Raw genomic sequence first — 7,646 nt, 5'->3', positions numbered from 1 at the left:
GGGTAACCACGCGCACGCGGGGGTCGTCCACGAACCGGGCCGCTGCCGCGGTGCCGACGGTCGAGCCGACGTCGACGACGACCACGTCGACGTCGGGGCAGCCGCCAGCCAGCAGGGCGCGCACGCACGCGGCGATGGTCGCCTCCTCGTTGTGCGCGGGGACGACCACGGAAACCCGTGGCGTTGCCGCCGTGCGGACCGGCGCCCGTGCGGCGGTCCGCCTCCGGTGCGCGACCGCCGCCGTGGCGAGCAGCAACAGCCGGGCGGCGGTGAGCAGCGCCGCCCCGCCCAGCAGCCAGGCCGTCGCGGCGGGCAGGGCGACGGCGGCCTGGAGCGCGAGGATCAACGCGGTGCCGTACCAGCGGTCGAGCCGCGGCGCCGGGGTCGCCTGGGGCGGCAGACCGACCGCCTGGGAGACGGTGGTGAAGCGGTACCCCCGCGCCTTGAGCGTGTCGATGTACCGGCCCAGGGCCGCGACCGTGCGGGACCTGTCACCGCCACCGTCGTGCATGAGGACGACCGCCCCTTGCCCTTCGGGCGGCACGGCCCGGCGTACGACGTCGTCGGCGTCGGTGGCCTCCCAGTCGAGGCTGTCCTGCGTGGACAGGACCGTCAGGTAGCCGAGGGCGGCGGTCCGTTGCACCGCTCGCCAGTCCCGGTTGTCGACGGCGTCCGGCATCGAGGAGTACGGCGGTCGCAGCAGCGTGGTGCTCCGGCCGACGGCCCCGGCCAGGACGGCGCGGCTCGCGGCGAGCTCCACTTGGACCTGCCAGACCGGCGCGGTCGACAGGTCGGCGTGGGTGAAGGTGTGCAGGCCCACTTCGTGTCCCGCGGCCGTCTCCGCGCGGACCAGTTCGGGGTGTTCGGCCACGTGCTCGCCGATCACGAAGAACGTCGCAGGCACCTGCTTGGCGGCCAGCAGCCGCAGGACCTGCGGCGTCCAGGTCGGGTCCGGCCCGTCGTCGAAGGTCAGCGCCACCGTCCCCGGCAGCACGCCCGAGCTGACCGGCGCACCGCTGCGCACGTCGACCACGGGCCCGCCGCCCGACACGGACCCCGGCACGCGGTCGTCCGGTCCCCGGCTCTGGGTGGTGCCCGCCGCGCCGACGCCCCGGAGCACCGAGGTCGTCAGGAACAGCGCCAGCAGGAACACCGCCAGGACACCCGCCAGGACCCACCAGTGCCCGCGGGGCGTGACCGCCCTCACCGCGGGGCACCCGTGGGACCGGCCCCGGGGGCGTTCGCCGCCGGCGCGCGGGGATCGGCGTACAGGACTCCGCCGGCCACTGCGAGCAGGCCCAGGCAGCCGAGGGACACCAGGACGCCGACGGCGATCACGGCCGTACGGCGGTGGCCGCGGGGGTCGTCGAACACGGGAGGGGAGGCCTCGCCGGGCGGCGAGCTCAGGAGCGCATCGGTCACGCCACCGCATGCTAGAGATCTTGAACGGCTTCCGTCGGGGGCACGCGGGTGTTCCCCCGAAGGGACGAGCCGAAGCACCACAGGTGGACGGAGGTACGTCGAACGGGGCAACTTCCGTGCGGCACGGTCCGATTCGGTGCTCGCCGGCCCGAAGGCCCGTGCCATCGTGACGGCGTACCGGGCGTCGGCACCACGTCGGTCCGCACCGCGCGGGTGGCCGGCCGTCGGAAGCCGTCACCCCGGCCCCTACGAATGGACCTCACCATGACCGCAGTCCAGGACGTCACCACGCCGCGACCACCCGCGCGCCGCCCGCGCGGCGGGCGCGGCAGAAGGGCGGTGCGCCTGGTCTGCGGCCTGCTGGTCGTCGCGGCCGTGGCCGCCGCCGGCCTGGAACTCGACCACAGGCTGAACACCATCGACCTCCCGCGGGTCAACCAGCCCACCCAGGACGGATACACCCTCACGGTCTACTTCACGCCCAGCGAGGTCTACTACCACGGCCCCCGGCGCAGCATCCGCGACCAGGTCTGCGCCGGCCAGAGCCTGCCGGACGGCTACCCCGCCGACTACCTCGACCGGGTCGGCCTGGAGGGCTTCGGCAGGACCGCCCGCGGGGACTACCTAGGCTGGGACTTCACCCGGCACTGCTACTTCGCGACCGACCGGCCACCCGTCGGCTCGCACGAGAACCCGCTGGTGCCCTGGCAGTCCGTCGCCGCCAACCAGCTGTCACCGGGCACCCGGATCCACGTCGTCGACTGCGGCCGGGGACTCGCCCCGGACACCTGTGCCCGGGTGAAGTCCGCGGACTGGCGCGTCGACGACCTCTGCAGCATCGGCTGCGACGACGCCAAACACCTCGACCTGTACATCGGCGAGCAGACCGCGGCGAACCTGGAGGACCAGGACTCCTACTTCGTCACCACGAGTGCCAGGGTCGAGGCCAGGGAACCCGAACCGGCGGACTGAGACCGGGCCTTGTGGGCGGCCGGGGGCCGGGTGCTCGGCTTGCGGCGACAGCGGCCTGTGCGCTGGCCCCTCTGTGCGGGCGCCGGTGTCTTCCCGATGTCACTCGTGCTGCCACTCGTGCTGTCACTCGTGGGCGCTGATCTCCCCGCCGATGCCGAGCACGATGTACACGCCGTTGGCGTCGAGCCCGGCGTCGTGCTGGTCGGCCTCGAACGTGCCGTTCACCGCGCCGTCCAGGCCGAGGATGTCCGCGCGGTAGTGGAGCTCGCCGAGCTTGGTGACCTTGGCCGTCCAGCCGCCCGCGAGCTTGAAGGTGCCCGGGCCCTTGTGGGAGCCGCCCATCCAGGCGTGCACCGTGCCGTCCATCGAGAGCACGACGAACATGTCGTTGGCGTCGACCCCGGCGTCGTGTCCGTTCGCCTCCAGGGTGCCGTAGACCTGGCCGTCGTGGACGATCTTGGCGACGTAGTGCAGCTCGCCGAGCTTCTGGATCTCGGCCTTGCTGCCGTCCGGCAGGGTCTGGCCGCCGGCGGGGGAGGTCCCCTTGCCCGGGGCGGCGGGCGGGGTCGTGTGCTTGGCGCCGGGCGGTGCCGCCGGCGAGCCGGTCGGAGAGCCGGTCGAAGCGGAGGCAGGCGTGGAGGCCGGGGCAGCCGCAGAGGCGGAAGTGGAAGCCGTGGGCGTGGTGGCGACGGTGGCGCTTGGCGTGGCGCTGGGCGTCGCGCCGCCCTGCACGGTGGACGTGCTGCTGCAGGCCGTCGCGGCGGGGACCAGCAGGGCGGCGGACAGGACGGTGCCGGCCAGCGTGCGGACGGCGGGGGCGCGACGGATCGTCAGGAAGGACATGCGGTTTCTCCTGCGCGAAGTACGGGTGGGAGCACGCCCGTTGCCCGACCCGGTCCGAACGGTGACCGCGGGCGGCGTACACGATCGAAGTTAGTCCGGAGAGTCGACGGAATGGAGCATTCCGTGTCACCGGATCGTCACGCCCGCTGCCGGACCGGCCGAGCGGTCCTCGCCGCGATGCGGCGCTCGCCCCCGTTCACGTCCCCCTCAGGGTCAACGGGGGCTGAGGAGGCAGAATTCGTTGCCTTCCGGGTCGGTCAGGATCCTCCAGGAGATGACGGACTGGTCGATGCCGGGGTCGGTGGCGCCCAGGGCGCGCAGCCGGGCCTCCTCGGCCGCCACGTCGTCACCGCGGTAGGGGCTGACGTCGAGGTGGACGCGGTTCCACCCGCTCTTGGTGTCGGGGGTGCGGATGAACTCCAGGTAGGGGCCGACGCCCTGGGAGGAGCGCATGGTCGCGTGGTCGTCGGCGACCTCGTGCAGCGTCCAGTCCGTTGCCCCGCCCCAGAACCGCGCCATCTCACGCGGGTCGGCGCAGTCGACCACCACCGCGGCGATCGGCCCGGTGTCCCGGTAGACCTCGCGGGGCTCCAGGACGCAGAACTCGTTGCCCTCGGGGTCGGCCATGACGGTCCAGGGGACGTCGCCCTGGCCCACGTCGGCGAGCGTCGCGCCGAGGTCCTTCAGGCGCGCGACCAGCTCGGCCTGGTGGGCGGCCGAGGTGGTGGCCAGGTCGACGTGGACCCGGTTCTTCGCCGTCTTGGGCTCCGGGCGGGCGATGATGTCGATGCAGACGGCCGCGGGGTCGGGGTAGGCGAAGCCCACGGGTTCGAGGTTGGTCACGCCGGGCGCCTCGTGGTGGACACCCCAGCCGAGCGCCTCCGCCCAGAAGCGGCCGAGCGCGTCGTCGTCGTGGGCCTTCATGTTGATCTGCACGAGTCGTGTTGCCATGGTGCGGATCCTAGGGGCAGCCGCCGGCCGACGGCATCCGATTTCGGTCGGCGCATCGGGTGTTCCGGCTGGTCAAGGGCGGTGGCGGTGGCGAGGGCGGCGGGGAGGACGCGGGGCGGTCGGGTGCCGGGCCGTCACCGCTGGGCGGCCGCCTCCCGGAGGGCGTCGAGCAGGCCCTGCACCGCCGGGTGGGACAGGGCGGTCTCGCGGACGGCGGCGTGGACGGTGCGGACCGGTTCGGGGCGGCGCACCCGGCGGACCACGACGTCGGGGTGGCGGCCGGTGAGCCCCAGCCTCGGCATCACGGCCACGCCGAGGCCGGCGGCGACGAAACCCCGGGCGGTGGCGTGGTCCTGGCCGTCCACCACGACGTCGGGGCTGAAGCCGGCGGCGGCGCAGGCCCGGAGCACGGGTTCCAGGCAGGGGCCGGGCGGCTCGCTGCCGATCCACGGCTCCTCGGCGAGGTCGGCGAGGTCGAGGACGCGTTTGGCGGCCAGCGGGTGGTCCGCGGGAAGGACCGCCACGTAGGCGTCGTCGAGCAGGTGCACCAGCCGGACGCCCGGCACGGGGGCCTCGGGGCCGCCGATCACCAGGGCGAGGTCGGCCCGGCCGTCGGCCACCTCGCCGAGCGGGTCCTCGGGGCCGTTCAGTCGCAGGTCGATCCGCACGCCGGGGTGTTCCCGGCGCACCCGGGCGACGGCGGGCGCCACCAGCCGGGCCCCGACCGTCGCGAAGTAGCGGATGGCGAGCCGTCCGGTCCGCCCGGCCCGCAGTTCGGCCAGGGCCGTCTCCGCCTCGGCGACGTTGCGGCTGATGGTGGCGGCGTGTTCGGTCAGCAGGCGTCCGGCCTCCGTCGGCCGCACGCCCCGGCCGGCCCGTTCCAGCAGGGCGGTCCCGGCCTCCCGCTCCAGGGCCGCGATCTGCTGGCTCACGGCCGAGGGGGTGTACCCCAGATTGGCCGCGGCGGCGGTGACCGATCCGCTGCTCACGACGGCCCGGAGCACCTGCATACGCCTCACATCGAGCATGTAGCACAGCTTAAAGGAGATGAAGATCTTTTCGCTTGTGCTGTCGAATCGGCCCGGGCAGCGTTCCTCCCATGAGAACCGCAAGTCTGTACTGGTCACGCGTGGGAGTCCTCGCGCTGCTCTGGGGATCCACCTTCCTGTGGATCCGACTGGCCCTGGACGGCCTGCGTCCGGCTCAGGTGACGGTCGTCCGCTGCGCCCTGGGGGCCCTCGTCCTGGTGGTGATGTGCCTCGCCCGGCGCCTGCGGCTGCCGCGCTCGGCCGCGACGTGGCGGCACGTCGTGGTGGCCGCGTTCTTCTGCAACGCCCTGCCGTTCACCCTGTTCAGCCTCGGCCAGCAGACCGTCGACTCCGGCCTGGCGGGCGTGCTGAACGCGACGACTCCGCTGTGGTCGCTGCTGATCGGCCTCGCCCTCGGCACCGACCGTCGACCGGGCGCGCTCCGGCTGGGCGGACTCCTGCTCGGATTCGGCGGCACGCTGTTGATCTTCGCGCCCTGGCAGCACGGCGATGCGGTGGGCTGGGGCGCGCTCGCCATCCTCGGCGCCTCGCTGAGCTACGCCGTCGCCTTCGCCTACATGCGGCGCCACCTGGTCGGCCGGGGCACGCCCACCCTCTCGCTGTCCGCCGCCCAACTGCTCGCGGCGACCGGACTGACCGCGCTGACGCTACCCGCGGGCGGCGCGCTGCCGACCCACCTCGGCGCGATCCCGCTGATCGCGGTGGCCGTGCTCGGGGTCCTCGCCACCGGGGTGACGTTCCACCTCACCTACCGCATCATCGCCAGCGAAGGCGCCACCGACGCCGCCACCGTCGGCTACCTGCTGCCCGTCGTCTCGATCCTGCTGGGCGCGCTCGTCCTCGACGAACCCGTCAGCCCGAGGACCCTCACGGGCATGGCCGTCGTCCTCGCCGGAGTGGCGATGACCCGGCTGCGCGGGACACCCGCACCGGCGGTGGCGAGGTGACCATGCGATCCCCATCCCCCTGGTCCGTACCGGACTTCCGCACCCTGTTCGCAGCGACCACGCTCAGCCGGCTCGCCACCAACGTCAGCTACGTCGCCGTCCCGCTCATCGCCGTCTGTGCCCTCGACGCGACCCCGGCCCAGGCCGGCCTGCTCGGGGCCCTGGGCACCGCCGCCTTCCTCCTCATCGGACTGCCCGCCGGAGCCCTCGCCATCGGCGCCGCGATCGCCGGCGCGATCGGCCAACTGGCCGGAGTCCACCTCGCGCTGTGGGCGGGCGGCGCTCTGATCGCGACGGCCTTCCTGCCGGTCCACCTCTCCCCGGTCCGCCGCCGCCGCGACCTTCCGCCGCAGTCCGAGCCGGTCGACCGGAGTGCGAGCCGGGCGGGAGCGGGGCCCGTAGCGGCGACCAGCCGCGCGGCGCGAACGCGACGAGAACGGCGGCTGTAGCTGCGGCATATTTGTGGTTTCCGCCAGTACGGCGCTCCGGTGGCCGGAAGCGAGACTTCCCGGCAGGAGCTTCGGCCCGGACGAGGGCCGATGCCGTGGACGAACGGGGAGCATGATGACCGGTCAGCTGTACGACGAGATCGGCGAGGCGTTCGAGGGCTTCAAGACCCTTCCGCTGACGCGCTACGGGGAGGTGCCCGGCTTCCTCGCCCTGGTGGGCGACGTGACCGGCAGGTCCGTCCTGGACCTGGCCTCCGGGACCGGCTTCTACAGCCGGGAGTTCAAGCGCCGGGGCGCATCCCGCGTCCTCGGTGTCGACATCTCTTCCGAGATGGTCGGCGCGGCCCGGGCCATGGAGGGCAAGGAGCCGCTGGGCGTGGAGTACGAGGTCGGCGACGTCGCCGAACTGCCCGTCTACGAGCAGCGGTTCGACCTCGCCGTCGCGGTCCAGTGCTTCAACTACGCCGACGACGTCGCCACCATCGAGCGGATGTGTCGCAACATCCACCGCAGCCTCGCGGACGGGGCCGAGTTCTTCGCCTTCGTGCAGCACCCGGACTACCGTTTCGACGGGCCGTCCCTGGCCAAGTACGGCTTCCTGTGCGAATCGCTCGGCGAGGTGACCGAGATCGGGCCGCGGGTGAGGATCACCGCGCTCCTCGACCCGCCGATCTCCTTCGTCGCGAACCCGCCCAGCCGCGAGACGTACGAACGGTCGCTGCACGCGGCCGGATTCAAGGACATCACCTGGGTGCCCCTGGAGATCTCCGAGGCCGGTGTGCGCGAGTACGGCGAGGACTTCTGGGCCGATTTCGCCGCCAATCCGCCGCTGACGATGCTGCGGTGCCACGCCTGAGGCCTGAGGCCTGAGGCCTGATGCCTGACGTCTAACGCCTGAGGCCTGACGCCTGACGTCTAACGCCTGAGGCCGACGCCGCGACGCGAGACGCGCGGGCCCCCGAAAAGAACGGGGGACGGCACACCCCCCCCACGGACGTATAAAAAAAACAAAA

Annotated in this window: 9 protein-coding genes; 4 read left to right on the top strand and 5 right to left on the bottom strand. The window is 73.2% G+C overall.

What is annotated here, in order from left to right; all coding sequences use genetic code 11:
* Both ACFV4F_RS41330 and ACFV4F_RS41325 read right to left on the bottom strand, forming a co-directional pair.
* On the bottom strand, positions 1–1,207 hold a 1,207-nt coding region (locus tag ACFV4F_RS41330), incomplete at its 3' end, for a polysaccharide deacetylase family protein (protein WP_380510809.1).
* Positions 1,204–1,422, bottom strand: coding sequence for a hypothetical protein (locus ACFV4F_RS41325; protein WP_380510806.1), 219 nt, complete (start codon positions 1,420–1,422; stop codon positions 1,204–1,206). The genes ACFV4F_RS41325 and ACFV4F_RS41330, both read right to left, overlap by 4 nt.
* A 264-nt stretch (positions 1,423–1,686) precedes the next feature.
* Here ACFV4F_RS41325 and ACFV4F_RS41320 point away from each other — a divergent pair, with 264 nt between their 5' ends.
* The gene (locus ACFV4F_RS41320; protein ID WP_380443140.1) at positions 1,687–2,394 is read left to right on the top strand and encodes a hypothetical protein; all 708 of its coding nucleotides are present in this window, start codon (positions 1,687–1,689) and stop codon (positions 2,392–2,394) included.
* 123 nt (positions 2,395–2,517) lie between these two features.
* Here ACFV4F_RS41320 and ACFV4F_RS41315 read toward each other — a convergent pair whose 3' ends face one another.
* The 3 genes from ACFV4F_RS41315 to ACFV4F_RS41305 form a co-directional block, all read right to left on the bottom strand.
* Positions 2,518–3,237: a hypothetical protein gene (locus tag ACFV4F_RS41315; protein ID WP_380510804.1), complete on the bottom strand. Its 720-nt coding sequence runs from the start codon at positions 3,235–3,237 to the stop codon at positions 2,518–2,520.
* Between the two features lie 213 nt (positions 3,238–3,450).
* Positions 3,451–4,188: a VOC family protein gene (locus ACFV4F_RS41310; protein ID WP_380443144.1), complete on the bottom strand. Its 738-nt coding sequence runs from the start codon at positions 4,186–4,188 to the stop codon at positions 3,451–3,453.
* Positions 4,189–4,322: 134 nt separating this feature from the next.
* Positions 4,323–5,216 carry a LysR family transcriptional regulator gene (locus ACFV4F_RS41305; RefSeq protein WP_380510801.1) on the bottom strand — a complete coding sequence of 298 codons (894 nt, stop codon included), beginning with the start codon at positions 5,214–5,216 and terminating at the stop codon, positions 4,323–4,325.
* Positions 5,217–5,287: 71 nt separating this feature from the next.
* Here ACFV4F_RS41305 and ACFV4F_RS41300 point away from each other — a divergent pair, with 71 nt between their 5' ends.
* The 3 genes from ACFV4F_RS41300 to ACFV4F_RS41290 all read left to right on the top strand — a co-directional run bounded on the left by ACFV4F_RS41300 (position 5,288) and on the right by ACFV4F_RS41290 (position 7,489).
* Positions 5,288–6,184, top strand: coding sequence for a DMT family transporter (locus tag ACFV4F_RS41300; protein ID WP_380510799.1), 897 nt, complete (start codon positions 5,288–5,290; stop codon positions 6,182–6,184).
* Positions 6,185–6,186: 2 nt separating this feature from the next.
* On the top strand, positions 6,187–6,633 hold the full coding sequence (locus ACFV4F_RS41295; protein WP_380510796.1) for a hypothetical protein: 447 nt from the start codon (positions 6,187–6,189) through the stop codon (positions 6,631–6,633).
* Between the two features lie 115 nt (positions 6,634–6,748).
* Complete coding sequence (locus tag ACFV4F_RS41290) at positions 6,749–7,489, top strand: class I SAM-dependent methyltransferase (RefSeq protein ID WP_380443156.1); 741 nt, start codon at positions 6,749–6,751, stop codon at positions 7,487–7,489.
* Positions 7,490–7,646: the final 157 nt, after the last annotated feature.

It is taken from the genome of Kitasatospora sp. NPDC059722 (genome assembly GCF_042733235.1).
Classification (GTDB): Bacteria; Actinomycetota; Actinomycetes; order Streptomycetales; family Streptomycetaceae; genus Kitasatospora.
This window is presented reverse-complemented; position numbering and strand designations above follow the sequence as displayed.